Below are 25012 nucleotides of genomic sequence, written 5' to 3' on the forward strand. Positions count from 1 at the left end.
CCGGAAGTCCCTCGGCACCTCTCCCACCGACGACCAGCAACCCGGCCCTGACCAGGAGGAATCGACACCGGAGTCCGGTGCCGGTGAAGCCGGTCCGGCCGGGGCACTGGCGACGGCGTCGCGGCTGCTGCGTCACGAATGGACCTTGGCGTCGCTGGCCGGCCTGCTGTTGGCCGTCGTCCTCACCTGGCCGACGCTGAAGCATCCGTGGACGACCATCCCCGGCGACATCGGGGATCCCACATTGCAGACATGGCAGGTCGCCTGGGCCGGGCACGCCCTGATCACCGACCCGCTCGCGCTCTGGCACTCCAACGCGTTGTTCCCGGAGGCGTACACCTACGCCTACACCGACACCCTGCTCGGGTACGCGCCCGCCGGGATGCTCGGCGGCAGCATGGAAGCGGCCGTGTTCCGCTACAACCTGCTCTACGTCCTCGCCCACGCACTCGCCTTCGTCGGAGCGTACGCCCTGGTGCGTCAGCTGGGTGGCATCCGGACGGCGGCGGCGGTCGCCGGCATCGCCTGGGCCTTCGCGCCGTGGCGGCTCGCGCACAGCGGCCACCTGAACATCCTCTCCACCGGCGGCATCGCGTTGTGCCTGGCGATGCTGGCTCGTGGTCACGGCTGGTCGCTGCGGGAGGGGCACCGGCCGGCGCTGCACCGCCCCGGCTGGATCGTGGCCGGCTGGCTGGTCGCCACCTGGCAGGTGTGTCTCGGCCTCGCGATCGGCCTACCGCTGATCTACATCCTGGCCGGCGCGGTGCTGGTGGTGTCGGCGGCGGTCGGTTGGCGCCGGTGGCGCAGCGGTCGGTGGGTCCTGGGTCGCCGGGTGGTGCTGGCCAACCTGTTCGGTGGCGTCGTCTTCGGTGCGGTGTGCATCTGGCTGGGGACCACATTCCTGCGGGTGGTGGAGCTGTATCCGCAGGCTCGCCGGGATCTGTCGTGGACGGAGATGTTCTCCCCGCCCCTGCGGGGATACTTCATCGCCCCGGCGGACTCCTGGCTGTGGGGGAACTACTTCGAGCCCGCTCGGGCGCAGTTGACCTGGCCGCCGGAGATGACCCTGCTGCCCGGCATCACGTTGATCATGCTGGGGGTGGCCGGGCTGAGCTACTCGGTGTTCCGCCTCCGGCACCGCCTGCTGCTCGGGCTCGGTGTGCTGGTCAGCGGTGCGCTCGGGCTGGGCAGCAACCTCATCGGTGACGGCGATCCGGGATACATGACGTTGTCGCGTCTGCTGCCCGGCTGGGACGCGCTGCGGACCCCCGGGCGGCTCATGGTGTGGACGAGCCTGCTGCTCGCCATTCTCGCCGCCGGCGCGATCACGGAGTTCGGGCGGCAACTGCCCACCATGCGGTGGCCGCGAGTGGTCGGGCGGATCGTGCTCCTGGTGCCGCTGCTGCTGGTCCTGGTCGAAGGCGTCAACCGGACCCCGCACCCGGTCGCGCCACCGGCGCCGACGGCGATCCGGTCAGCCCCCGAACCGTTGCTGGTCCTGCCCGCCGAAGGCATCTCCGAATTCCACGTCATGCTCTGGTCCACCGACGGGTTCCCCCGGGTCGCCAACGGTTTCGCCAACTTCGTGCCGCCCCACCAGCAGCAGATCCGCTCGGTGAGCATGACCTTCCCCGACGCCGACAGCATCGCCTATCTGCGGCAGGTCGGCATCCGGTCGGTGGTCGTGCTGCCGGATCAGCTCTTCGGCACACCGTGGGACGGCGTCACCACCCGACCGCTGGACGGTCTCGGCATCACCCGGGAGGAGGTCGACGGCGCGGTCGTCTACCACCTCGGCTGAGACGGACGCGACGCGGCGGCCGGGCCGGCGGACCGCGGCCTACTCCCGGGTCGCGCCCATCGGCTCGCGGACCAGGGCGCCGTCGATGTAGCAGTAGCGCCAGTGCTCGCCGGGCTCCAACGACCGGATCAGCGGATGGCCGGTCTGCCGGTAGTGCTCCTCGGCGTGGCTGTTGACCGAGTCGCTGCAACAGCCCACCGCGCCGCAGGTCAGGCACATCCGCAACTGCACCCAGTCGTCGCCGCTCTCCACGCACTGCGGACACGCCTCGGCGTCGGACTCGGTGATGTTGATCCGGTCCAGGTGGGTGCAGGCGGTGCTCATGGTCTCCTCCCGCACGTACCGCCAGTTGCCGTGCAGGAACCGGTCGGGGATGATCCGCGCCAGGTAGCGCGAGTTCGCCGCGAGCAGCGGGCTGCTCACCGCCAGCACCAGCACGTACAGGGCGATGAACGGGCCGAGGCGGGCGTCCAGGCCGGCGGCGAGCGCGAGAGTGGCCAGGATCAGGGAGAACTCGCCGCGCCCCAGCACGGTCAGGCCCACGTTGGCCGTGCCACGCTGGTTGAGCCCGAACAACCGGCCGGCGATCAGACCGGCGAGCACGTTCGTCACCAGGGTCATCAGCACCGCCAGCAGCACCGGCAGGGCCACCGAGCCGATCGCGCCGACGTTGATGCTGAGCCCGAACGCCACGAAGAAGACCGCCGCGAAGACGTCCCGCAGCGGCAGGACCAGCCGTTCCACCCGTTCCCGGAGGGCGGTACGGGACACCACCAGGCCGATCATCAGGGCACCGATCGCGTCGGAGACACCGATCTCGGCCGAGACGCCGGCCACCAGCACCACCAGCCCGACCATCAGAATGGACAGCAGTTCGTCCTCGTTGCTGTCGATGATCCTGCCGACCAGGCGGGCGCCGTACCGGGCGACGGCGAAGAGCACCACCAGGTACGCGAAGCTGAGCCCGATGCGCAGCGCCAGCTCCCCCGCCGACCCGGCCCCGGACAGCAGCGGCGACAGCAGCGCCAGGTACAGCGCGAGGAACAGGTCCTCGATCACGATGATGCCGAGGATGACCGGGGTTTCCGCGTTGGCCAGTCGACGCAGCTCGATGAGCAGCTTGGTGGCGATGGCCGAGGAGGAGATGCCCAACGCGCCGGCTATCACGAACGCCTCGTAGCCGCCCCAGCCGAGCGCGAACCCGAAGATCAGCCCGGCGCCGATGTTGAGGGCGATGTACGCGCCGGCCGCCACGAACAGCCGCTTGCCGCTGCCGATCACCTGCTCGACCGGGAACTCGACGCCGAGATGGAACAGCAGCAGGACCAGACCCAGCGAGGCGAGCAGGCCCAGATCCTCGGGATGGGCCACCAGCACCGGACCCGGGGTACCCGGGCCGAGCAGGATGCCGGCGAGCATGAAGAACGGCACCGTGGGCAGGTTGATCCGGCGACCGAAGCGGGCCAGCAGGCCCGCGATCAGCACAAGGGCACCGAAGCCCACGAGGTCGGCGTGCACGGTGAGGACTCCCGGGTGGACTCGACGGGCAGGGCGGGGCGACGCGGGCCGCCGAGGTCACCTCCGGGCCCGTGGCAGGACCGACTAGTCGGAGAAGTAGGTGCCGGTCAGCAGCGCGCCCACCTTGCGGGCCTGCTCCTCCGACATCTCGATCACCGCCACCGGATCGTCCGCGCCGGCGGCGAAGACGTACAGGTCCCGGGCACCGTCACGGCGTACGACGATCGAGATCCGTTGGGTCTTGCTGCCCAGGTCGACGTCGTAGCGTTTACCGATGCCCGGCAGTTCCTGCACGTAGATGCCTTTACCCATGACCTCTCCCGCCGCCGCTGCGCGATCTCCTGCGCAATCGTACGAGCCCGACCGGCCACCACAACTCAGGCAGGGTGGTCGAAAGTCAGGACATCAACCGGAACGTGGCGTCGTTACGGCCCTGCGTGTCGGTGATCGGATCGAGGCGCAGCTGGTAGTCGTAGTGCCGGATGTACCGGTCGGGGTAGTTGTACGACTGGAACGACGACCAACCGCTGTTGCCCAGCCCGGCGACCTGCCGGAAGGTGGCGTCGGCGGCGAAGACCGAACTGCCGTCGTTCGCCGCCAGCACGAAGTCGAAGCCGTAGTGCCGCAGGTAGTAGCCGGGATAGTTGACCGACTCGAACGACACGTACCCGGAGTTGCCGGCCAGGCCCGGCACCACCCGGAACTGGGCGTCCTGGGCGGGGTTGACGTTGGCGTCGATGCGTACGTCGTAGTTGGCGTGCCGTACGTAGCGGTCCTGGTGGGTGTACGCCTGGATCCGGTGCACCGGGGCGTTGCTGGGCCAGCGGGCGAGCACCCGGCCCTCCTCGGCGGCGGTCAGATTGAGAATCGAGCCGTGCCGCTTGCGGCTGGCACCCATGTGGTAGTCGGACCTGGTCCGGAAGTTGGTGACGCTGCCCAGGTTCGTCGAGGTGATCGGCAGGTACCCGCGGCCGGTGGCGTACTGGTCGAGGTACAACGCCCACTCGTTGCGGCCGTTGAACTGCATCCACATCGGCCCCTCGACCACGTTGCCGCCGCCGGTGCCGTTGGAGATGCCCAGGTGGGACAGGTTGCCCAGGCTGGTCCAGGTGCCGAGGATCGAGTTGCTGGCCTCGATCGCGATGTGCCCGTCGGCGGAGGCCCGGTAGTAGCGGTAGCCGCCAACGCTGTTGGGCACCTCGATGATCTGGGTGTCGATGATGCCCTGGCCGCCGCTCGGACGCTCGATGTACAGCTGCGGGGCGGTGAAGCTGCGGAAGTCGGTCGTACGCACGTACCAGATCCGGTGCTTGGTGACACCGTTGCGCGGGGAGTTCGTCGCCCAGTAGATGACGTAGTCGCCGGTCGCCTGGTTGTAGATGGCCTCCGGCGCCCAGGCGTTGCCCGCGCCGGGGATCGCGCCCGCCACGTTGATCAACCAGGGGGTGGACCAGTTCACCAGGTCACGCGACTCCCACACCACCAGGGAGGTGCTGCCCCGGTTGGCGGCGTCGTTCCACGAGGTGCCGCTGGCGATGCGTAGGTCGGTGGCGACGATCCAGTACCGGTCACCGGCGGGCGAGCGGACCAGCGCGGGGTCGCGGACGCCACGCGTACCGAGGGTGGAGAGCAGCACCGGCCCGCCGTTGTTCAGGTCGCGCCAGGTCAGCCCGTCGCGGCTGTGGGCCAGGTAGATCTGCTCGCCGTTGGCGGACTCCCCGGTGAAGTGCGCCATCAGGTACCCGGTGAACGGATCCAGCGCGGCAGCGCTCGGCGCCTGCGCGGCGGCCTCGGCCCGGGGTGCCTGGGCGGCAGGGAACAACAGCAGGCAGGCGGCGGCGAGCAGCGCGCTCATCCGACCCAGAACTCTCGACATCCGTTGCTCTCCTTGCCGGCGGGGGGTCCAGGGACGGCAATGCAGGGCCGGGCACGCCTGTGAGCGTTAACAACAGCTACCGGCAACCCGCCGGATTCACTGTTATCGGCTTGTTTCGCAAGTGTTTACGGCCCCCCTCGCACTGTCAAGACATCGACGTGCATCGGTTGCCGTGCGGCCCGCCCGAGCGCAGATCAGACCCGGTGGTCGGGGCTCGTCCCCCCGGGACCGCGGTACTACGACGTGGGCGGGTCAGACTGGTCAGGACATCGACCGGAACCGGGGGTACGGGTGAAGACGACCGAGGAACGGATCGCGCCGAACGAGACCACCGTGCCGCTGCTGCCCTGCGCGGCGGTGGACGAGACGATCGCCTTCTGGCGGGCACTCGGCTTCGCGGTGACCTGGGAGCAACGCAAGCCGTACCTGTACCTGGCCTTCCGGTTCAGCGGCTTCGAACTGCACTACGGCCGTCCGCCGGGCGGATTCGATCCGGCCGGACAGACCGTCGGCTGCCTGGTGATGGTCGACGCGGTCGCGCCGTACCATGCCGCGTTCGTCGCGGGGATGCGCGGCACGTACGGCAAGGTGCTGTCCCAGGGGTTGCCCCGGATCACCCGCTACCGGCCCGGCGCGTCCCGGTTCAGCGTCGTCGACCCGTCCGGCAACACCGTCACCTTCATCCGCCGCGACGAGCCGGTCGAGGTGGAGTACGGCGGGTCGAAGGAACTGGCCGGTCTGGCCCGGGTGCTCGACAACGCCCGTATCCTGCGCGAGTTCAAGAGCGACGACCGGGCCGCTTTCCGAGCCCTCAACTCCGGACTGCGCCGGCACGGCGACGAGGCCCCCGCCGTGGAGCAGGCCCTCGCACTCGCCGCCCTGATCGAACTGTCGACCGCCCTGGGCAAGGTCGACCTGGTGCCCACCTGGGGCGACCGACTCCGCGCACTGCCGCTCACGGCCCCCGAACGCGCCCAGATCCGCCACTCCATCGCCACCCCCGACACCCTCACCCCCTGGCTCCCCCACCCCTGACCACCCCACCCCCCGCCCCCACCCTGCCCTGTTGATCAAGAGGTTTTGGTCTCGGAAAGCGCATGCCCGAGACCAAAACCTCTTGATCAACAGGGGCGAGGGCAGGAGGGATGGCTAGAGGTGGGTGGGGGCGGGGATGCCGAGGAGGGACAGGCCGGTGTGGAGGGTGTCGCCGGTGAGGTGGCACAGGGCAAGTCGGTTGGCGCGGATCGGGTCGGGGGCGCGCAGCACCGGGCAGTGTTCGTAGAAGGTGGTGAAGGTCTGCGCCAGGCGGTACAGGTAGCCGCAGAGGCGGTGGGGTTCGTAGTGGGCGAGGACCTCGGTGAGGGTGTCGGCGAAGCCGTCGAGGTCGAGGATCAGCGCCCGCTCGGCCGGCTCCAGTGTCGTCGTCGGGTCCACCGTGGGGGCGGGGTCGCCGGCCCGGGCCAGCAGGGATCGGATCCGGGCGTGGGCGTACTGGAGGTAGACGCCGGTGTTGCCGGTCAACGCCAGCATCCGCTGCGGGTCGTAGGTGTAGTCGCGGGTACGGCTGGTGGCCAGGTCGGCGTACTTGACCGCGCCGATGCCGACCTGCCGGGCCCGCTCGTGCAGGGCCGCGCCGGTCAGGTCCGGGTTCTTGGCGGCGACCACCTCGCGAGCCCGGTCGACGGCCTCGGTGAGCAGGTCCACCAGGCGCACGGTGTCACCGGCCCGGGTTTTGAACGGCCGTCCGTCGGGGCCGAGGACCGTGCCGAAGGCGACGTGCACGGCGGACACCTGCGGCGGCAGCCAGCCGGCCCGCCGCGCGGTGTCGAAGACCATCGTGAAGTGCAGTGACTGTCGGGCGTCGACCACGTAGAGCAGCCGGTCGGCGTGCAGCTCGGCGACCCGTTGCCGCAGCGCCGCCAGGTCGGTCGCGGCGTAGCCGAATCCGCCGTCACGTTTGCGGACGATCAGCGGGCTCGGTGCGCCGTCCGGTCCGCGTACCTCGTCGAAGAAGACGCAGAGCGCGCCGTCGCTGGGCACCGCCACCGCCTGCGCCGCCAGGTCCGCGGCGACGCCGGGCAGGGCATCGTTGTACGCGCTCTCGCCGACCGCGTCGGCGGCGGTCAGCCGTACGCCGAGCCGGTCGTAGATCTCGGTGAAGTAGCGGGTGGACTCGGCGACGATGTCCTGCCAGGCGGCCACGGTGGCCGGGTCACCGCCCTGCAACGCCACCACCCGTTGCCGGGCCCGTACGGCGAACTGCGGGTCGGTGTCGAACCGGGCCCGAGCCTGCCGGTACAGCGCAGCCAACCAGCTCATCGACACCTCGTCGCTGTCGTCGGCCGTCACGGGCTGCTCGCTCTGGTACTGGATGAGCATGCCGAACTGGGTGCCCCAGTCGCCGATGTGGTTGCGGCGTACCACCGTGCCGCCGAGGTGTTCGAGGATGCGTACCAGCGCGTCGCCGATGATGGTGGAGCGCAGGTGCCCGACGTGCATCTCCTTGGCGATGTTCGGCTGCGAGTAGTCGACGACGGTGGTGACGCCGGTCTCCGGCGTCCCGACGCCCAGCCGGGGGTCGGCGAGCCGCCCGGCGAGCTGCGTCAACAGTGTCCGGTCGGCCAGGTCCAGGTTGACGAACCCGGGCCCGGCCACCTCGGCCACCAGGTCCTCGGCACGCAGCGCCTCGACCACCTCTGCGGCGATGTCACGCGGACGCCGCCGCAGCGTCCGGGCCGCCGCCAGCACCCCGTCGGCCTGGAAGTCGGCGTGCTCCGATCGGCGCACCTGCGCGACGAAGTCCGCCAACCCGAGGGATGCTGCGGCGGCGGAGACGGTGTCGGACAACGACGAGGCCAACGAGGGCACGGTCACGGGTACTCCCGAGAGGGCTGGGACGGGCGGGTCACCGGACGCCGGCCGGCCGCAGCACAGCGGCGGGCACGACGGAGAACGCGCGGAAGAAATCGACGACTATCGTCGTCGCAGGCGCACGCGGCGGACGCTGGTGAGCACCAGTTCCATCTCCACCGCCTCAACGCCAAGGTCGCGCAAGAAAGCGCCACCACCTACCCGCACTCTACGCGCGCCCCCACCCCTGCACCCTCCCACCCCACCCCCTCACCCCGCCCCCACCCTGTTGATCAAGAAGTTTTGGTCTCGAATCCGCCTCCCTGAGACGCAAACCTCTTGATCAACGGGGTCCAGGAGGGGCCGGGAGGGGGCGTACGTGGGTGGGTTAGGGGTTGGTGGTGAAGCCGGGCAGGGTGGTGCGGGTTTCGGGGGTGTGTAGTTCCTGGAAGAGGGTGATGTGGAGGTTGGCGGGGGCGTCCAGGCGGGCGTTGACCGAGTGCCAGGGGGTGGTGGTGGGCGGGGCGACCTGGGTGGCGCCGGCGGCGACCAGGCGGTCGGTGGTGGTGGCGGTGTCGTCGACCTCGAACGCCACCCGCAGTCGGGGGGCAACCTGCTGTCCGACCTCGACCTCGTCGATCATTCGCTTCTGGGCCGGGTTGGCGATCTCCAGGGTGGCGCGGCCGGCGTCCAGGATCACCACCCGGGCGTCGTCCTCACCGGAGTAGGCCGCCTGCTCGGGCAGGCCGAGCACGTCGCGGTAGAAGCGGACCGCCGCCTCGTAGTCGTCGGCCTCGACCACGAGCCGCAACTGGCGTACCGGCGACGCGGGTGGCTCAGACGGATTCACGTTTCGGTCTCCCAACGCATCGAGGTCAAGGCCCGTCACCGAGCGGGCGTCGATTTCGGCGTCCACCGGCGGGGCGGGCACGGCGTGCGCAACGCTACCGAAGGCGACTGCCGCAGCGGACGCATCCTGGCCCGGCACGCAGTGACTCGTGACCGGGACGGCCAGTTGACATGAACGAGAACCCGTTCGAAGAGGAGAGACGTGTCCGAAAGCGAGAACCCGGCAATCCCCTCCCCGGCGCCGAAGCCGGGTCGACCGAAGACGAATCAGGACTGGTGGCCCAACCAGCTCAACCTGCAGGTGCTGCACCAGCACTCACCCCGGGCCAACCCGATGGGCGCGGCCTACGACTACGCGGCAGAGTTCGCCGGCCTCGATGTCGAGGCGCTCAAACGCGACGTCTTCGAGGTGATGACCACGTCGCAGGAGTGGTGGCCGGCCGACTACGGCCACTACGGTCCGCTGTTCATCCGGATGAGCTGGCACTCCGCCGGCACGTACCGGATCGAGGACGGTCGGGGCGGTGCCGGCGACGGCGCGCAACGCTTCGCCCCCCTCAACAGCTGGCCCGACAACGCCAACCTGGACAAGGCCCGCCGGCTGCTCTGGCCGGTGAAGCAGAAGTACGGCCGGAAGATCTCCTGGGCCGATCTGCTGGTCTTCGCCGGCAACTGCGCGCTGGAGTCGATGGGCTTCAAGACCTTCGGCTTCGGCTTCGGACGCGACGACGTCTGGGAGCCGGAGGAGATCTTCTGGGGACCGGAGGACACCTGGCTCGGCGACGAACGCTACAGCGGTGACCGGGAACTGTCCGGCCCGCTCGGCGCGGTGCAGATGGGGTTGATCTACGTCAACCCGGAGGGCCCCAACGGCACTCCCGACCCGTTGGCCTCCGCCCGGGACATCCGGGAGACCTTCCGGCGGATGGCGATGAACGACGAGGAGACCGTCGCCCTCATCGCCGGCGGTCACACCTTCGGCAAGACCCACGGCGCCGCGCCCGCCAGCTACCTCGGGCCCGAGCCGGAGGGCGCGCCGCTGGAGGAGCAGGGGCTGGGCTGGCGGAACAGCTACGGCAGCGGCAAGGGTAACGACACCATCACCAGCGGCCTGGAGGGCGCCTGGACGCCCACCCCGATCACCTGGGACAACAGCTACTTCGACACCCTCTTCGGGTACGAGTGGGAGGTGCACGAGAGTCCGGCCGGCGCGAAGCAGTGGCGGCCCCGCAACGGTGCCGCGGCCGACGCCGTGCCGTCCGCCCACGACCCTTCCATCCGGTACGCCCCGATGATGGCCACCAGCGACATCGCGCTACGCGCCGACCCGACGTACGAGCAGATCTCACGACGTTTCCACGAGCACCCCGACCAGCTCGCCGACGCGTTCGCGAAGGCCTGGTACAAGCTGCTGCACCGGGACATGGGACCGCTGTCGCGGTACCTCGGGCCGTGGGTGCCCGAGCCGCAGCTGTGGCAGGACCCGGTGCCGCCCGTCGACCACGAACTGATCGACGCCGCCGACGTCGACACGCTCAAGGCGACGCTGCTCGGCAGCGGGCTGACCGTCCCCCAACTGGTCCGTACGGCGTGGGCGTCGGCGGCGAGCTTCCGTGGCACCGACTGCCGGGGCGGGGCGAACGGGGCGCGGATCCGCCTGGACCCGCAGCGCAACTGGGCGGTCAACGACCCGGCCGAGCTGGCGACGGTGCTGCCGGTGTTGCAGCGGGTGCAGGAGGACTTCAACGCCGGGCAGTCCGGCGGCAAGCGGGTCTCCCTCGCGGACGTGATCGTGCTCGGCGGTAACGCCGCCATCGAGCAGGCGGCCCGCAGCGCCGGGTACGAGGTCACGGTCCCGTTCGCGCCCGGCCGCACCGACGCCGGTCAGGAGCAGACCGACGTGGAGTCGTTCCGCGTGCTCGAACCGAGGGCGGACGGGTTCCGCAACTACGTGCGGGAGGGCCAGAAGCTGTCCCCGGAGACGCTGCTGCTGGACCGGGCCAACCTGCTGACCCTGACCGCACCCGAGATGACCGCCCTGGTCGGTGGCCTGCGGGTGCTCAACGCCAACACCGGGCAGGCGCGGCACGGGGTGTTCACCGACCGGCCCGAGACGTTGACCAACGACTTCTTCGTGAACCTGCTCGACATGGACACCGCGTGGAAGGTGTCCACCACCGCCGAGGGCGTCTACGAGGGTCGTAACCGGGCCACCGGCGAGATCACCTGGACGGCCACCGCCGTCGACCTGGTCTTCGGGGCGAACTCCCAGCTGCGCGGCATCGCGGAGGTCTACGCCAGCACGGACGGGCAGGAGAAGCTCGTCCAGGACTTCGTCGCGGCCTGGGCCAAGGTCATGAACCTGGACCGCTTCGACCTCGGCACCCGCCGGGGGTAGGCGGCCCCGCAACGGTACGGGTAGCGCGGCGTCGACTGCCGCGCTACCCGTACGTGTTCCTGCGGATTCGCCGCCGCGTGTCACTTCCGGGCCGTCGGCGGTGCTTCGTAGGTATGGAGGAGGAAGCTGGACTCGTGGCACCGGGGCGGGTGACCGCCGCGGCGGCCGCCTGGTCCGCGCGCGGCCACCACAGACCCACCGGGCGTACGGTGCGGAAGGGGGACGGTGTGGTCGGTTCGGCCGCGGCCGGGCGCGACGGCATCCGCGCCGACCTCGAACAGGTCTTTCGGGCCTGTTATCCCCGGATCGTCGGGGTCGCCGCCCGGGTGCTCGGCTCCCGCGCCGAGGCCGAGGACGTGGCGCAGGAGGTGTTCCTCGCCTTCGGGCGTTCCTCGGTGCCGGCCGGGCAGGCGGTGGGCTGGCTGTCGGTCGCCGCGGCGCACACCGCACTGAACCAGGTCCGGTCCCGCCGCCGACGCACCGCCCGCGAACAGGTCGCCGGCGCCCCGGAGATGGTCGGCCCCGACGTCGCGGAGACGGTGGTGACCCGCGACGAGCGCCGACGGGTCCGCGCCGCGCTGGCCCGGCTGCCCCGCCGCCAGGCCGTCGCCCTGCTGCTGCGGCACAGCGGTCTCAGTTACGCCGAGGTCGCCGCCGCCCTCGATCTCTCCCCCGGCAGTGTCGGCACCACCGTACGCCGGGCCGAGTCCGCCCTACGCGAGGAGTTGAACCGTCATGCGTCATCCGACTGACGGCACGCTGCGCCGGCTGCTGGACGAGCCGGCCGGTGTCGCCGACGCCGACCGCGCGCACGTCGCGAACTGCCAGGTCTGCCTGTCCGGGCTGGCCGCCGCCCGACAGGATGCGACGCTCAGCGCAGCGGCGCTGGGCGGGCGACCGGGTGTCGACGTGGAAGCCGACGTCGACGTGGAGGCGGGCTGGCAGCGGTTGAGCCGTACCGTGCACGACACGGGTGGCGGCCGGGTGCCCGCCGTCCCCCGCGCACGTCGCTGGCGTGCCGCCCTGCGCAGCCCGGTGGTCGCCGCCGTCGCCGTCCTCGCGGTGGTGGGTGGGGCCGGCGCCGCAGCGGCCGGGAACTGGCTGCAGATCTTCCACACCGAGCGGATCGCCCCGGTCACGATCGCCCAGGCCGACCTGGTCGCGCTGCCCGACCTGTCGGCGTACGGCGAGGTCGAGATGACCGAGCCGGCCAACGTCCGCGAGGTCGCCGACGCCGCCGAGGCGCAGCGGATCACCGGGCTGTCCCTGCCCCGGCTCGACCGGTTGCCCCGTGGTGTGACGGGCGAGCCGAGGTTCCAGGTCGGTGACCGGGCCAGCGCCGTGTTCACCTTCTCGGTGGCTCGGGCGGCGCAGACCGCCGCGACGCACGGCAAGCCGCTGCCGGAGCCGCCCGCCGGTCTCGACGGCAGCCAGTTCCGGTTGAGCGCCGGCCCGGGAGTCGCCGCGGTGTGGGCGGGTCAGCACGGGATGCCGAACCTGATCGTGGCGCGGATGGCCGCGCCGACCGCGTATTCCTCGGGCATCGAGTTGTCCACCGCTGTCGACTACCTGCTGTCGCTGCCCGGTCTGCCGGAGAACGTCGCGGCCCAGCTGCGGCACTTCACCGGCGACGGTACGACGCTGCCGCTGCCGGTGAACGCCAGGTATCTGACCGCCGCCACCGCCGACGTCAACGGGACGCCGGCCACCGTGCTCACCTCGCGCGACGGCGTACTGGCCGGGGTGGTCTGGGTCGACGACGCGACGGTCACCGCGGTGGCCGGCCCGCTGAGCGCCGACGAGGTGCTGTCGGTGGCACGCGGACTGCGGTGGGACCGATGACCGGCCCCGACACCGTCCGAAGCGATCCACCCGCCGGACAGGAAGACGAGGCTTCCCTCGGTGCGGCCGCGCGGTTGGTGGCCGAGTTGCCGCCCGCGCCGGCGGTGTGGTGCTCGGGGCTGCGCAAGCGGTACCGGCGACGCACGGCGGTCGACGGTGTCTCTTTCACCGTGGACCGGGGTGAGGTGGTGGGGCTGCTGGGCCCCAACGGCGCCGGCAAGACCAGCGTCATCAAGATCCTGCTCGGTCTGGTCCGGCCCGATGCGGGCGAGGTGCTGCTGCTCGGGCGGCCGGCACGCGACCCGCGGTCCCGGGCCCGGGTCGGCTATCTGCCGGAACTGTTCCGCTACCAGCCGTGGCTGACCGCGGCGGAGGTGCTGGCCCTGCACGTCCGGCTCGCCGGTGCGGACGTGCCGCAGCGGGAGCGGCAGGAGTGCCTGGCCGCCGTCGGTCTGGCCGACCGGGCCGGCGACCGGGTGGGTGGCTTCTCCAAGGGCATGCAGCAGCGTCTCGGGTTGGCCGTGGCGCTGGTGGCCCGCCCGGAACTTGTCGTCCTGGACGAGCCGACCAGCGCCCTGGATCCCCTCGGCCGGGCCGACGTACGGGACCTGCTGCTCTCCCTCAAGGCCCGGGGCGTGGCCGTCCTGCTCAACTCGCACCTCATCGGTGAGGTGGAGCGGGTCTGTGACCGGGTGGTGATCCTCGACAGGGGGCGGGTGGCCGCCGCCGGCACCCTGGCCGAACTGCTCGGTCGGCGGGAACTGCGACTGCGACTCGACGGGGTGACCGAGCCGGCCCGCGACCGGTTGGCCGCCGCGGGTCCGCTCGCCCAGGAGGGGAACCTGTTCACCGTCACGCTGCCGAGCGAGCCGGAACCGACCACCGTGCCGCAGCTGGTGGCCGACCTGGTCGGCCTCGGGGTACGCGTGCACGCCGTCGAGCCCGGGCGGGTCAGTCTCGAGGAGCGGCTGCTGGCCATCCTCCGTACCGGAGGGGAAGGGCGATGACCGTCCGGACCGTACTCACCGTGGCCGCGCTCACCCTTCAGGAGGCCGCGCGGCGGCGGGTGCTGCGCTCGCTCGCCGCGCTGACGATCGTGTTGCTCGCGCTCAGCGCCTGGGGGTTCTCCCGCATCGACGCCGAGTTCGGCGGGCTGACCAGCGGCGAGGCCCGGCTGGTCGCGGCCATGGTGCTCAACCTGGTGATGTTCGGCCTGAGCCTGATCGCCGCGCTCGGTACGGCGTTCCTCGCCGGTCCCACCCTGGCCGGTGACATGGAGTCCGGGGCGGCGCTGGCGATCCTGGCCCGACCGGTGCACCGCTTCGCGGTGCTGGTGGGCAAGTGGCTCGGGTTGATCGCCTTCGGGGCCGGTTTCGTCGCCCTGGCCGGCCTGGCGCAACTGCTCGTCGTCCGGGTGACCGTCGGTTACTGGCCCCCGCAGCCGGTGACCGGTCTGGCGCTGCTCGCCGCGCAGACCGTCGTGCTGCTCACCCTCGGCCTGCTGCTCTCCAGCGTCAGCTCACCGATGGCCTCGGGTGTGGTGGCCGTCGGCCTGTTCGGGGCCACCTGGATCGCGGGGGTGGTGGGCGCGTTCGGCACCGCGCTGGACAACGACGGCGTGGCCCGGGTGGGCACGGTCTCCCGGATGCTGCTGCCGACCGACGGGCTGTGGCGGGGGGCCATGAACGCCTTCCAGGACCCGACCGTGCTGCGGCAGTTCGGCCCGGCCATGCAGGGTCACCCGTTCCTCAGCGACGCCTCGCTCACCGTCACCTATCTGGCCTGGGCGGCGCTCTGGGTGGTCCTCGTGCTCGGGCTCACCGGGATGGTGTTCCGCCGCCGCGACCTGTGATCCGCCGTACCCGTGCGGCAGCGCTGCGGCGGGCGGTGCCTACCCGGCGGGTCGTCGCAGGACGCGGGCCAGTCGGCGGACCGCTTCGTCCATCAGTTCCGGTGGGGCGGCGGCGTAGGTGAGGCGCAGGTGTGCCGCCGGTGGTTCGGCGGCGTACCAGGGGCGGCCGGGAAAGACGACGACGCCCTCGGCCGCAGCGGCGGTGGCCACCGCGACGTCGTCGGTGCCCTCGGGCAGTGGCAGCCACAGGTGCAGGCCGCCGCGCGGCACCGGCAACCGGTCCACCAGGTCCGGCAGGTGCCGGCGCAGCGCGGTCAGCAGCGCCTCGCGGCGGTCCCGCAGCGCGGTACGCAGCGCCCGGTGGTGACGCGCCCACGCCGGGGCGGTGACGAACTCGATGGTGGCCTGTTGCAGTGGGCCGGCGACGAAGAAGTCGTCGAGCAGCCGGGCAGCACGTAGCCGGGCGCCGGCCGGGCCGAGCGCCCCGATCGCGGCCACCCGCAGCCCGGGAGCGGCCGACTTGGTCAGCGAGCGCAGGTAGACGACGTGCCCGTCCCGGTCGTCGGCGGCCAGTGGCGGCGGGGCCGGTCCGTCGATGGTGAGGTCCCGGGCGTAGTCGTCCTCGATCAGGAACGCCCCGGCGTCGCGTACCGCCTCGGCGACCGGGGTGCGGCGGTGGGCGGCCAGGGTGGCGCCGTGCGGGTTGGCGTACAACGGTTGGCAGTAGAACAGCCGGGCACCGGTACGGGCGAACGCGGCGGCGAGGTGGTCGGGGCGTACGCCGTCGGCGTCGGCGGGAACGGGCACCACCCGCAGCCCTGCCGCCTCGGCGGCGGCGAGCGCGCCCAGGTAGGTCGGCGATTCGACGAGCAGGGCGTCGCCGGGCGCGGCGAGCGCCCGCAGCGCCGTCGACAACGCGGCCTGCCCACCCGGACAGATCGCCATGTCCTCGGCGCGCAGCCCGCCGCCGATCTCGCGGGCGAACCAGGCGCGCAGGTCGGCCCGTCCCTCGACCGGTCCGCGCTGCCACGACGCGGGTTGCCGGGCGGCGCGGGTCAGCGCGGCGCCGAGCGCGGCCGCGGGCTGCAACTCCGGATCGAGGTAGCCGCCGGAGAGCGGAATCGCCTCGGCGGGCGGTAACGCCAGTAACGCCTGCAACTGTTCGTCGCCGGGCCGGCGGGGGCCGAGCGCGACGGTCTGCCAGGACAGGTCGACGGTACGGGGCTCGGCCGCTCGGGCGGCCACATAGGTGCCCCGGCCGGGTCGGGTCTCGACCAGCCCTTCCCGGACGAGGTGCCGGATCGCCTCGGCGACGGTGACCGGCGAGGCCCGATGGCGGCCGGTCAGCTCGCGCACCGACGGCAGCCGGGTGCCGGGGCCGGCGGCGGCCACCGACCGGCGTAGATCTTGGATAACGCGATCGGTTGCGTTACCGTCATTCATGAGAGAGAAGAGTAGCGCTACTGCGCGGCGGACGATAGCGGGCGACCGGGCGGCCGGTCTCGTGCTCGGCGCGCTGGGGGTGCTCGCGTTCAGCATGTCGCTGCCGGCCACCCGGGTCGCGGTGCAGCACCTCGACCCGTGGTTCGTCGCCTTCGGCCGTTGTGTCGGCGCGGCGGTGCTGGCCTGGGGCTATCTGTGGATCACCGGTGCGCCGTGGCCGAGCCCCCGCCAGTGGCGTCGGTTGTCACTCGTCGCCCTCGGCGTGGTGGTGGGCTTTCCGCTGTTCACCTCGTTGGCGCTGACCAGCCAGACCGCCTCGCACGGTGCGATCGTCATCACCGTACTGCCCGCCATGACCGCCGTGTTCGCGGTGCTGCGTGCCGGCGAACGCCCACCGCCGCTGTTCTGGATCGCCAGCACCGGCGGGCTGCTGGCGGTGCTCGCCTTCCTGGTCGCCAACGGCGCGGTGGTCGGCGCGCCGGCCAGGGCCGACCTGTTCCTGCTCGCGGCGGTCGTGCTCGCCGGTCTCGGGTACGCCGAGGGCGGCGCGCTCGCCCGTGAACTGGGCGGTGCCCGGACAATCTGCTGGGCCCTGGTGCTGTCGCTGCCGGTCACCGTGCCGATCGTCGCCGCCGTCGCCCTGGCCACTGCCCCGCACGCCGATGCCGGCGGCTGGTCGGCGTTCGGCTACCTCACCGTGGTGTCGATGTTCCTCGGTTTCTTCGCCTGGTACGCCGGGCTGGCCCGGGGCGGCATCGCCCAGGTCGGCCAGCTCCAACTCGCGCAGCCCGTGCTCACCCTGGCCTGGTCGGCCCTGCTGCTCGGCGAACGGGTCACTCCCGCCTCGATCGTCGCCGCCGTGGTGGTGCTGGCCTGTGTCGCGCTGATCCAGCGCACCCGCACCACCAGGCAGGCGATCGTGGTCGTCCCGGCGGCGGCCCGCCGACGGTGACGACGCCCGGGTTACGGCTTACGCCCGACCGCGCAGTACTGGTCGATCGCGGCGGGCTCGGGGTCGGTGCTGTCGGGCCGCCAGCGGGTGACCGAGACGACGCCGGGCTCGACCAGCTCCAGTCCGTCGAACAGGGCGGCGATCCGCTCGGGGCTGCGCAGGTGGTACTTCGGGTTGGCGGAGATGTTCCAGATCCGTACCGCCTCGGTGACCGCCTCGCTGGTGTCGCTGCCGTCGTACATCGCCAGGTAGCTGCCGGACGGCAGGGCGGCCATGATGCTGTTGATGATCGACTTCGCCTCGTCGTCGGACTCGACGTGGCCGAGGATGCCCATCAGGATCAGCGCCACCGGCTGGCTCAGGTCCAGCGTCCGCGCCGCCTCGCGCAGGATCGACTGCGGATCCCGCAGGTCGGCGTCGATGTAGTCGGTGGCCCCCTCGGACGTGCCGACGAGCAACGCCCGGGCGTGGGTCAGCACCAGCGGGTCGTTGTCGACGTAGACGATGCGGGCCTGCGGGTTGACCGACTGGGCCACCTCGTGGGTGTTGTCGGCGGTGGGCAGGCCGGTGCCGATGTCGAGGAACTGCCGGATGCCGGCCTCACCGGCCAGATAGCGCACCGCGCGGGTGAGGTAGGCCCGGGAGAGCCGGGCGTTCTCCGCCAACTGCGGCAGGTTTGAGATGATCTGATCGCCGACCTCGCGGTCGACGGCGAAGTTGTCCTTGCCGCCGAGCAGGTAGTTCCAGATCCGCGCTGTCTGCGGCACACCGGTGTCCAACGTGGGCCTGTTCTGTTCGCCGTCCGTTACGGTCACACCATCCGCCACGATCGCATCCTCGGTCTCGTTTGGATCCAGGTCGAGATATGGATGGAAAGTTTAGAGTCGATCCCTGACCGTACGCTCAGCGGCCCCTCGTCCGACGGGTGGTGTGCGGCGGCGGATCAGCCGACCGGCATCGTCGACTCGCGCATCACCACGCGGCAGGGCAACTCCTCCGACCGGGGCACCGTGCCGTCGATGGCTTCGAACAGCCGCTTGCCGGCCACCGCCCCGAGGTGCTTGAGGTTCATGTCGACGCTGGTCAGGCGGGGACGGGAGTCGGCGGAGATGGCCTCCCAGTTGTCGAAGCCGATCACCGATATCGTGCCCGGCACCTCGCGGCCGAGGTCACGTAGCGCGTCCAGGACACCCCGGCCGATCTGGTCGCTGCCGCAGAAGATCGCGTCGACCTCGGGATGCTGCTCGACGATCATGTGGGTGGCGGCTCGACCCCAGGACTCCTCCCACGACCCGAAGTAGGGCCGGTCGCCGACCATGCGCAGCCCGGCGGCGGTGAGCGCGGCAGTGGCGCCTTCGACGCGGTCCCGGGCCGCCTGGAAGCCGGCTTCGCCGGTGATGTGGGCGATGTTGCGCCGCCCGCAGGAGATCAGGTGTTCGATGGCGAGACGGCCGCCGCCCACGTTGTCGGCGGTGATCGAGATGTCCTTCGGATCGGCCGAGGGGGCGTAGACGTAGACCACCGGCACGGGAATGTTGCCGGCCAACGGCGGGCGGGGGTCGGTGCGGGAGCCGACCACGATCAGGCCGTCGACCCGACGGGAGAGCAGCGCCTGCACGTGGTGCTTCTCGCGGATGGCGTCGCCGCGCGCGTCACACAGGAAGACCGAGACCTGCCCGGCCCCGAAGGCGTCCTCGGCGCCCATCAGGATGGGAATCGAGAAGCGCCCCTCCAGATCGCTGGTCAGCAGACCGACCGTGCCCGTCCGGCCGCTGAGCAACCCACGGGCCAGCGCGTTCGGCGCGAACGACAGCAACTCCGCGGCCTCCAGCACCCGCACCCGCGTGGTCGCCCGCACCTCACCGCGACCGTTGATGGCCTTGGACGCGGTCGCGACCGACACCCCGGCGAGCTTGGCGACGTCGGTGAGCGTGGGGGGACGCTTGGCGGGCACCTCGGACTCGGTCATGCGGTGCGTTCTCCTGACGCCGTCGGTCACTGAAACCTTTCCGGAATTTTTCGGCCGGGTGCCGGTCTGTTGCCCGTCGCAACCCTGGTGGCTTGGCCGAACATTACACGGAAATCGTCGTCGGAAGACTCCGGGAGGCCGCGCCGTGACCCGCGTCCCGAAAGCGTTTTTCGGACCCGTGCCGCCGCCGTGAGGTGACCTGCTGGGACCGTTCGGGGGCGGCACCGTCCGCGCCGCCCCCGACCCCCGATCAGGAGGCGCCGACCGCCGGATACGCCGCCTCGATCCGCGTGGTGACCGACTCGCCGTCGACCGTCCCGGTGACCACGACGGTCACCGTGCCGGCCGGGATCGCCGCCAGACGTGTGTTGAACGACTGGTAGGCGGGCTTGCCGACGGCGACGTCGGCGACCGTACGCGAGCCGTACGCGGTGTCGAGCTCGATGGTCAACGGCACCTCGTCGGCGTTCACCGCGTTCACCGCGAGGTAGACCCGGCCGCCGATGAGCTGCGTGCGTACCTGGACCTCGACGTTCCAGGTGTGCCCAGGATCGAGTTCGGCGTTCGAGCGGGCGGCCTGCGAGACGATCGTGCTGCGCTCGGCCGCCGTGAAGAGTCCGGCCTCGACGAACTCCCCGGCGATGCGGGTCACGGTCGACACGAACTGACCGTGGTTGGCGAACGGCGCCTCGTCCCACACCAGATCGAGGAAGGTCGGACCGTCGGTGCCCGGCGACGGCACGTCGGTCACCGGTATGTCGTAGTTCGGCAGGCCGTCGTTGCGCTTGCGGTTGGGCACGCCGGTGTCGACGGCGCCGAACACCACCGTCGGCTCCACCCGCCGGAAGTACGACGACGCCGCCTGCGTGTCGCCGATGTAGTACGGCCGCAGGGTGAAGCCGTTCGCGGTGAACAGCTGGTCCCCCGCCGCAGTGGTGGCCGCCGGGGTGATCGCCGCGCGGGCGTAGTCGCCGTCGCGCTTGAGGTGGCGGTACAGGGACAGCTCGCGGTAGTTGCCGCTGCCCGGGTTGCCGAGCACCTGAAGCAGGACCGGGCCCCAGAAGACCGACTGGGTGTCCGGACGGTCCAGCGCCCGCTCGATGCGGATGCTGAACGGCATCCGGATCTCGATGACGTCGCCGGGCTGCCAGTCGCGGCTGAGGGTCAGGTAGCTGCCGGCGGTGGCGGTGACCTGCTGGGCCACGCCGTTGATCGAGACGAAGAAGCCCTTGCGCACCCAGCCGGGGACCCGCAGCTTGATGTCCAGCGGGCCACTGCCGTCCACGGTCAGCCTGGTGCGGTCCGCCCGCGGGTAGTCGGTCTGCTGGGTGATGGTGAAGTCGCGCTCCGCCCAGGTCAGGGTCGAGGCGACGTACAGGTTGACCCAGAGGGTGTCGCCGTCGGCGGACTTGAAGTAGATGGTCTCCTGGTACTTGGTGTGGTTCTCCACGCCGGTACCGCCGCAGCAGGTGCCGGTGTTGCCGTAGCCGCGGTTCGCGCCCGGGGTCAGCGGCTGGAAGTAGGTGACCTGCGGGTTGCTGACGGTGGTGGTGTCGGCGCGCGAGCCGGCGATCTGGTTGATCAGGCCCCGCTCGTAGTAGTCGAGGTAGGCCGCGTCGTGCTCGTGGAAGAACAGGTTCCGGGCCAGCTTCAGCAGGTTGTACGTGGTGCAGGTCTCCGCGCCGCCCTGGGCGATCGAGTTGGCGATGTTGCCCCGGTTCTGGAACAGCTCGATGTTGTTGTTGGAGCCCGGGTAGTTGCCGCCGGTGCCGCCGTTGGCGTACATGCGGTGCGGGACGACCATGCCGTAGAAGTTCTTCGCGGCCTGGAAGTACTCGGTGTCCCCACTGTGCTCGTAGACCCGCAGGTAGCCGACGAACTGCGGCACGTGCGAGTTGGCGTGCAACCGGTCCGGGCGGCGACGACCGGGGTTGTTCTGCGGGGTGACGACGAGGATGTCGCGGTTCTCGACGCAGGCGTCGAAGAGCGACTCCCGGTTGTCGAAGAGTTTGGCGGTCTCCAGGTGCTTCTGGTCGCCGGTGAGCGCGTAGATCTCGGGGAAGACCTCGTTCGCGCCGCCGGTCTCCCCGGCGATGTAGAGGTCCCACATGTAGTTGAGGTTGTCCCGGGTGATCGGGCCGGTGTACGCGGGATGGTTCTTGTCGCCGATGGTCAGCGCAAGGTGCGCCCAGCCGGCCATCTTGACCACGATGTCCAGGGCGGTGGCGTTGTCGGTGTGGTAGTACGCGTCGAGCAGCCCACGCATGATCTTGTGCTGGGTGTACCAGGGCGCCCAGGTGTTGGTGTTCGCGTTGCTGCCGTACACCGCCCAGCGGGGCGGGCCGAGCCGCAGCACCGCGTCCTCCGGGATGGCACCGAGGTAGCCGGGGTGCGTCGGCACCCACAGCGGGCCACCGCTGCTCTGGCTCGCCACGATGCCGCCGTCGCGGCCGTTGGGCGAGGCGTCGCGGATGGTGGTACCGCCCTCCTCCTCGAACCGGTACCAGGCGATCGACCCGCCGCCGGTGCTGCCGGCCGGCGAGTCCTGCAGGGACTGGATCTCCTGCGGGCTCAGCGCCCGGTCGAAGATGTGGAACTCGTCGACTGTGGCGTTGAGCATCGCGTCGCCGTACTGTGACCGCCCGATCCACCGGTTGCCCGGATTGCCGAGGTTCGCCGGGCTCAGTGTCATGTTGGTGTTCTGGCCGACCTGCTCGCCGTTGACGTAGAGCGTCCCGGTCTGCTGGGTCAGGGTCACCGCCAGGTGCACCCACTGGTTCGTCGGCAGCGCCGCGGTGCCGTCGATGCGCTGTTCACCACCGCTGCCGCTGACGGTGATCGCGAACCGCGGCACGTTGCCGGTGACTCCGGCCCGCGGGGTCAGGAACATGTTGACCGTGGCGTTCTGACCGAAGTCGAACAGCCGGCTCCAGTTCTGCGCGGCGGCGAGGTTCACCCAGGTGGCGATGGTGAAGTCGGTGAGCTGGCTGATCGCCTCCTGGGGCAGGGTGACGTGTTCGGCCCGGCTGGGGCCGTTGAGCCGCAGCCCGCTGCCGAACCGGCCCGGCACCCGGCCGATCTGTGGCACCTCCGGTTCCTCGGGCTCCTCGGGGCCGGTGCCCATCCGTGCGGTGATCGCCGCCTGGCAGGCGGCGAGTTCGCCGACGATCCAGTCGAGCTTGCTCTTGAAGATCGGCTCGCCGTGGTCGGCGTAGCCCTGCGCCAGGGCGGTCATGACGTGGCCGGCCCAGTGGCCGCTGAGCAGACCGCCGTCCTCCCAGCCGCCGGGCGCGGTGACGCCGGCCGGGTTCGGCCGGCCGGCCTGGTTGTTGAACAGCACCAGGAAACGTCGCTCGTCGAGCTGCCGGAGGTAGTTCTTCATCCGGTCGCGCTTCTCCTGGAACAGGCCGTTGCCCAGGGTCACGTCACGGAGGCGGAACGGCCGGACCGGGGCGGTGGCGCCGGGACCGAGGTCGGTCGTGGTCGCGGCGAGCACGGTCGGGGTGGTCTGCGCGCCGGTCACCGTGCCGGCCTGGGCCACGGCGGCGGGGAGGGCGCCCGCGGCGACACCGACGGCTGATGCCTGCAGAACCTGGCGTCGACTGACGGGGAGCTTGTCGAATTGCGCCACAGGGATTCTTCCTTCCAGGTGGGGGTAGCTGTGGATCCATCGCGACTCCCCTTGCGGTCCGCACGCTCGCCGCAAGCCGTTGCCCTGGCAGCCGGGTCCGAGCCATCGATGACGACCACAATATCTGGGATGATCATTGTTAACGCTCACCCTATGCGCCAACTGCGCTCGGAGCAAGGAAAAGTCACAGGTTTGACACCTGCATGAAACCAACTTATGTTAGCGCTAACTGATCGATGGTCGGGGAGGTTCGGTGACCTTTGGCGACTCGGAGTTGTGGGACCCTGCGGTCCGCCTCGACCCACACCCCTTCTACGACCGGGTACGCGCCAGCGGCGGGCCGGTGCCGCAGGTCGACCCGGCCGGCAACCGGCTGTGGATCGTCGCGGGGCACGCCGACGTGCTGGCCGGGCTGCGGCACCCCGAGATCGGGCACGAGATGCACCGGCGCGGCCCCGGCGGGTGGCAGCGCCGGCCGGACGACCTGTCGGAGGCGGCCCGGATCGAGGCCCGGCAGCTCATCAGCCTCGACCCGCCGGATCACACCCGGCTGCGCGGGCTGGTCAGCGGTGGTTTCACCGCGCGGGCCGTGGCCCGACTGGAACCGTGGATCACCGACCTCGCCGACCGGCTGGTCACCCGCGCCCGCCACCTGGGGCACATCGACGCCATCACCGACCTCGCCGACCCGGTGCCGGTCAACGTCATCGCCGAACTTGTCGGCATTCCCGAGCCCGACCGGCCACAGTTCCGCGCCTGGTCGGCGGCGATCGTGTCGGCCAGCCCGGACGGCCCGGCGGCCACCAGCGCCTTCGCCGCGTACCTCGACGAGTTGGCCGCCGCGCGTCGGGCGGCACCGGCCGACGATCTGATCACCGCGCTGGTGGTCGCCGAGGACCGGGACGACCGGCTCGACCGGGACGAGTTGGTGGCCCTGGTGCAACTGCTGCTCATCGCCGGGCAGGAGACCACCGTCGACCTGATCGGCAACGGGCTCCGGCTGGTCTTGACCCATCCCGAGCAGTGGCAGGCAGTGCGGGCCGACCCGTCGCTGGCCGCCGCGGTGGTCGAGGAGACGTTGCGCTTCCGGGGACCCGTGGAGATCGTGCCGCCCCGGTTCGCCTTCGCCGACATCGACCTCGCCGGCGGGCGGATACCGGCGTACGACCGGGTGGGCCTGTCGTTGTGGGGTGCCAACCGCGACCCGGCGGTGTTCGAACGGCCGCACGAGTTCGACATCCACCGCACCGACGTGGGGCGGCACATCGCGTTCGGGTACGGCATCCACTTCTGTCTCGGCGCCCACCTGGCCCGGCTGGAGAGCCGGATCATGTTCGAACGGATCGCGCAGGAGTTGCCCGGCCTGCGTCTCGCGGTCGACCCGGCGCAGCTCGACGGTTTCCGGCTGCATCACGACGGGCTGCCGATGCGGGTCTGAATCCGGTCCGGTCCGTCGCACTCTCATACCCACCCCCTGCGGCGACAGGTGGTGGTCGGGGGCCACCCACGCGGCCCCCGACCGCCGTATCACTCGAACAGGGACAGGGTCAGCGTCGAGGTGTACGCACCAGCCTCGACATCCGCCGGAGTCCGCAGGAACAGATCCGCATCAACCGTGTACTCACCAGGAGTCACCGCACCCGAATCGAAAGTCGACACCAGCAACTCCTGGTCCACCAGACCCACGTTGTTACCCGGCTGCGTCGGCTCGTCCAACACCGTGACGACCTCTTCACCCTCACTGACCAGACCGGTGTCCCCACCATCGATCAGCCTCGGCTTCCAACCCAGATGCCCGGCACCGATCGGCGCCTGATCCGCGTCACCGACAAAATCGGTCGCGCTACCCAACACCGCCCACGCCGCACCCGCAGGCACCTCGTCCGGCGTACGGGTGTCGGTGACCGTCACCGTCGGCAACTCACCAGTGAACTGACGAACCAGCAACGTCGACCCATCCTCCGACAACAGCACCGAATCAGCGGCGACCGTCATCGCCAGGACACCCGGCTCCCGAATCTCCTCGATCTC

General features: G+C 71.0%; 19 protein-coding genes. 9 read left to right on the forward strand and 10 right to left on the reverse strand.

Going from position 1 to position 25012, the window contains the following annotated elements; genetic code table 11:
* Nucleotides 1-106 precede the first annotated feature (106 nt).
* Nucleotides 107-1801, forward strand: a complete 1695-nt coding sequence (locus tag JMF97_RS10815) for a hypothetical protein (protein WP_238359215.1) — start codon at nucleotides 107-109, stop codon at nucleotides 1799-1801.
* A 39-nt stretch (nucleotides 1802-1840) separates the two neighbouring features.
* Here JMF97_RS10815 and JMF97_RS31250 read toward each other — a convergent pair whose 3' ends face one another.
* From JMF97_RS31250 to JMF97_RS10830, 3 genes are all read right to left on the reverse strand, one after another.
* Nucleotides 1841-3319: a cation:proton antiporter domain-containing protein gene (locus JMF97_RS31250; RefSeq protein ID WP_203221420.1), complete on the reverse strand. Its 1479-nt coding sequence runs from the start codon at nucleotides 3317-3319 to the stop codon at nucleotides 1841-1843.
* A gap of 84 nt (nucleotides 3320-3403) precedes the next feature.
* A complete protein-coding gene (locus tag JMF97_RS10825; protein WP_203221421.1) occupies nucleotides 3404-3631 on the reverse strand; it encodes a cation:proton antiporter regulatory subunit in 228 nt (75 codons plus the stop codon).
* 85 nt (nucleotides 3632-3716) lie between these two features.
* Complete coding sequence (locus JMF97_RS10830; protein ID WP_203221422.1) at nucleotides 3717-5195, reverse strand: glycoside hydrolase family 43 protein; 1479 nt, start codon at nucleotides 5193-5195, stop codon at nucleotides 3717-3719.
* 291 nt (nucleotides 5196-5486) lie between these two features.
* On the opposite strand from JMF97_RS10830, the gene JMF97_RS10835 reads away from it, so the two are divergent.
* The gene (locus JMF97_RS10835) at nucleotides 5487-6230 is read left to right on the forward strand and encodes a DUF8817 family protein (protein ID WP_203221423.1); all 744 of its coding nucleotides are present in this window, start codon (nucleotides 5487-5489) and stop codon (nucleotides 6228-6230) included.
* A 114-nt stretch (nucleotides 6231-6344) separates the two neighbouring features.
* Here JMF97_RS10835 and argS read toward each other — a convergent pair whose 3' ends face one another.
* Both argS and JMF97_RS10845 read right to left on the reverse strand, forming a co-directional pair.
* Nucleotides 6345-8069, reverse strand: a complete 1725-nt coding sequence (argS, locus tag JMF97_RS10840) for an arginine--tRNA ligase (protein WP_203221424.1) — start codon at nucleotides 8067-8069, stop codon at nucleotides 6345-6347.
* 364 nt (nucleotides 8070-8433) lie between these two features.
* Entirely contained in the window at nucleotides 8434-8895 is a 462-nt protein-coding gene (locus JMF97_RS10845) for a VOC family protein (protein WP_307816867.1), read from the reverse strand.
* A 201-nt stretch (nucleotides 8896-9096) separates the two neighbouring features.
* Between JMF97_RS10845 and katG the strand changes: the two genes are divergently transcribed.
* The 5 genes from katG to JMF97_RS10870 all read left to right on the forward strand — a co-directional run bounded on the left by katG (nucleotide 9097) and on the right by JMF97_RS10870 (nucleotide 14986).
* Nucleotides 9097-11292, forward strand: coding sequence for a catalase/peroxidase HPI (gene katG, locus JMF97_RS10850; RefSeq protein ID WP_203221425.1), 2196 nt, complete (start codon nucleotides 9097-9099; stop codon nucleotides 11290-11292).
* 113 nt (nucleotides 11293-11405) lie between these two features.
* Nucleotides 11406-12044 carry an RNA polymerase sigma factor gene (locus JMF97_RS10855; RefSeq protein ID WP_238359064.1) on the forward strand — a complete coding sequence of 213 codons (639 nt, stop codon included), beginning with the start codon at nucleotides 11406-11408 and terminating at the stop codon, nucleotides 12042-12044.
* Nucleotides 12028-13134, forward strand: coding sequence for a hypothetical protein (locus tag JMF97_RS10860; protein WP_203221426.1), 1107 nt, complete (start codon nucleotides 12028-12030; stop codon nucleotides 13132-13134). Before JMF97_RS10855 ends, JMF97_RS10860 begins: the two co-directional genes overlap by 17 nt.
* Nucleotides 13131-14141, forward strand: coding sequence for an ABC transporter ATP-binding protein (locus tag JMF97_RS10865; RefSeq protein WP_203221427.1), 1011 nt, complete (start codon nucleotides 13131-13133; stop codon nucleotides 14139-14141). The genes JMF97_RS10860 and JMF97_RS10865 overlap by 4 nt, the downstream gene beginning before the upstream one ends.
* On the forward strand, nucleotides 14138-14986 hold the full coding sequence (locus JMF97_RS10870; protein WP_203221428.1) for an ABC transporter permease: 849 nt from the start codon (nucleotides 14138-14140) through the stop codon (nucleotides 14984-14986). Before JMF97_RS10865 ends, JMF97_RS10870 begins: the two co-directional genes overlap by 4 nt.
* A 39-nt stretch (nucleotides 14987-15025) precedes the next feature.
* Here JMF97_RS10870 and JMF97_RS10875 read toward each other — a convergent pair whose 3' ends face one another.
* Nucleotides 15026-16429, reverse strand: a complete 1404-nt coding sequence (locus tag JMF97_RS10875) for an aminotransferase-like domain-containing protein (protein ID WP_203221429.1) — start codon at nucleotides 16427-16429, stop codon at nucleotides 15026-15028.
* On the opposite strand from JMF97_RS10875, the gene JMF97_RS10880 reads away from it, so the two are divergent.
* Nucleotides 16428-17381: a DMT family transporter gene (locus JMF97_RS10880; RefSeq protein ID WP_203221430.1), complete on the forward strand. Its 954-nt coding sequence runs from the start codon at nucleotides 16428-16430 to the stop codon at nucleotides 17379-17381. The genes JMF97_RS10875 and JMF97_RS10880 overlap by 2 nt on opposite strands.
* A gap of 11 nt (nucleotides 17382-17392) precedes the next feature.
* Here JMF97_RS10880 and JMF97_RS10885 read toward each other — a convergent pair whose 3' ends face one another.
* The 3 genes from JMF97_RS10885 to JMF97_RS10895 all read right to left on the reverse strand — a co-directional run bounded on the left by JMF97_RS10885 (nucleotide 17393) and on the right by JMF97_RS10895 (nucleotide 22981).
* Entirely contained in the window at nucleotides 17393-18208 is an 816-nt protein-coding gene (locus JMF97_RS10885; protein ID WP_307816868.1) for an SAM-dependent methyltransferase, read from the reverse strand.
* A 116-nt stretch (nucleotides 18209-18324) separates the two neighbouring features.
* Nucleotides 18325-19350: a LacI family DNA-binding transcriptional regulator gene (locus JMF97_RS10890; protein ID WP_203221431.1), complete on the reverse strand. Its 1026-nt coding sequence runs from the start codon at nucleotides 19348-19350 to the stop codon at nucleotides 18325-18327.
* A 250-nt stretch (nucleotides 19351-19600) separates the two neighbouring features.
* A complete protein-coding gene (locus JMF97_RS10895; protein WP_203221432.1) occupies nucleotides 19601-22981 on the reverse strand; it encodes a beta-L-arabinofuranosidase domain-containing protein in 3381 nt (1126 codons plus the stop codon).
* Between the two features lie 253 nt (nucleotides 22982-23234).
* Here JMF97_RS10895 and JMF97_RS10900 point away from each other — a divergent pair, with 253 nt between their 5' ends.
* Nucleotides 23235-24419, forward strand: coding sequence for a cytochrome P450 (locus tag JMF97_RS10900; RefSeq protein ID WP_203221433.1), 1185 nt, complete (start codon nucleotides 23235-23237; stop codon nucleotides 24417-24419).
* A gap of 89 nt (nucleotides 24420-24508) precedes the next feature.
* Here the strand turns inward: JMF97_RS10900 and JMF97_RS10905 are convergent.
* A partial coding sequence (locus tag JMF97_RS10905) for a hypothetical protein (protein WP_203221434.1) occupies nucleotides 24509-25012 on the reverse strand: 504 nt, incomplete at its 5' end.

It is taken from the genome of Micromonospora fiedleri (assembly GCF_016774385.1).
Lineage (GTDB): Bacteria > Actinomycetota > Actinomycetes > Mycobacteriales > Micromonosporaceae > Micromonospora > Micromonospora gifhornensis.

Bases quoted from the DNA above. Each gene is read 5' to 3' on its own strand.
- JMF97_RS10830 (WP_203221422.1), bottom strand. From the start codon at position 5,195: ATGTCGAGAGTTCTGGGTCGGATGAGCGCGCTGCTCGCCGCCGCCTGC.
- JMF97_RS10825 (WP_203221421.1), bottom strand. From the start codon at position 3,631: ATGGGTAAAGGCATCTACGTGCAGGAACTGCCGGGCATCGGTAAACGC.
- JMF97_RS10880 (WP_203221430.1), top strand. From the start codon at position 16,428: ATGAGAGAGAAGAGTAGCGCTACTGCGCGGCGGACGATAGCGGGCGAC.
- JMF97_RS10865 (WP_203221427.1), top strand. From the start codon at position 13,131: ATGACCGGCCCCGACACCGTCCGAAGCGATCCACCCGCCGGACAGGAA.
- JMF97_RS10855 (WP_238359064.1), top strand. From the start codon at position 11,406: ATGGAGGAGGAAGCTGGACTCGTGGCACCGGGGCGGGTGACCGCCGCG.
- JMF97_RS10860 (WP_203221426.1), top strand. From the start codon at position 12,028: ATGCGTCATCCGACTGACGGCACGCTGCGCCGGCTGCTGGACGAGCCG.
- JMF97_RS10890 (WP_203221431.1), bottom strand. From the start codon at position 19,350: ATGACCGAGTCCGAGGTGCCCGCCAAGCGTCCCCCCACGCTCACCGAC.
- JMF97_RS10875 (WP_203221429.1), bottom strand. From the start codon at position 16,429: ATGAATGACGGTAACGCAACCGATCGCGTTATCCAAGATCTACGCCGG.
- JMF97_RS10870 (WP_203221428.1), top strand. From the start codon at position 14,138: ATGACCGTCCGGACCGTACTCACCGTGGCCGCGCTCACCCTTCAGGAG.